Below are 1,008 nucleotides of genomic sequence, written 5' to 3' on the forward strand. Positions count from 1 at the left end.
CCCCCATGGTTAGGGTGGCAAAGTTTCTGAAAATAATCAAAAAGAGTAATAAAATTTCGCACTTATTGTTGCCTTTACGATTCAGTGGCTCACGATGTGCGATGATTAACGTCATACCTGAAACAATCACCTTCTGTCTGTGATGCGCTTCACAACTCATGGTGTAGCGCCCGAATTAGAAGACACCTGTTTTGCACGTGTATTTTGGTCATGTCCTGCAACGATTCGGCTCATTCAGGCTGAGGAGCCAGTTCAGAGTGACAACCGGCTTGACCATTGGGCGAAATGCCGAAAGGGTCGCCGCAAACAAAAAAACCCGGAGCAGGCATGGCCAAGACACCCCCGCCCTTTGCCCCTTTTGAATGGAAAATCGCCTGGCGATATGTGCGCGCGCGCTGGGCCGAAGGCGGTGTCAGCGTGATGACATGGATCTCTTTGATCGGGATCACGCTTGCCGTGTTTGCGCTGATTGCAACGCTGGCTGTCCGTTCAGGTTTTCGCTCTGAATTCGTCGGCACCATTCTGGGCGCCAATGCGCATGTGACGGTCTATTCCTCGGGTGAATTTGACGCGCAGGGCCGGGTGGATCGAACAATTGCCGACTACAAGGAACGCACCGACCGCATAGCGCAGGTGCCCGGAGTTGAGCGTGCCGCACCGCTGGTGAAGGGGCAGGTGCTGATCACCAACCGCGACAGCAGCAGCGGGGTCGAGGTGTTTGGCATCCGACCCGACGATCTGCTCGACCTGCCGGGTATCGCGCAGGCGGAACAGGCGGCGGGGGACCTGTCGGACTTCCAGACGGGTGAGGATGTCATCGCCATTGGATCGGGTGTGGCCCGCAGCATCGGGGCCACTGTCGGGGATGTGGTCAAACTGACCTCGCCCAACGGGGTCAAAACCGCCTTTGGCACGTCGCCGCGCGTGAATGCCTATCGCGTTGTCTATGTGTTTTCGGCCGGTCGCTATGACATCGACCGCACCCGCGTCTACATGCCGTTTTCGCAG

General features: G+C 57.0%; 1 protein-coding gene. It reads left to right on the forward strand.

Going from position 1 to position 1,008, the window contains the following annotated elements:
• Positions 1-327: 327 nt before the first annotated feature.
• Positions 328-1,008, forward strand: a 681-nt coding sequence (locus ACR0C6_RS21445) for an ABC transporter permease (protein ID WP_480621133.1), incomplete at its 3' end; no start/stop codon positions are given.

The sequence above is a fragment of the Ruegeria sp. AL12 genome, assembly GCF_056540885.1.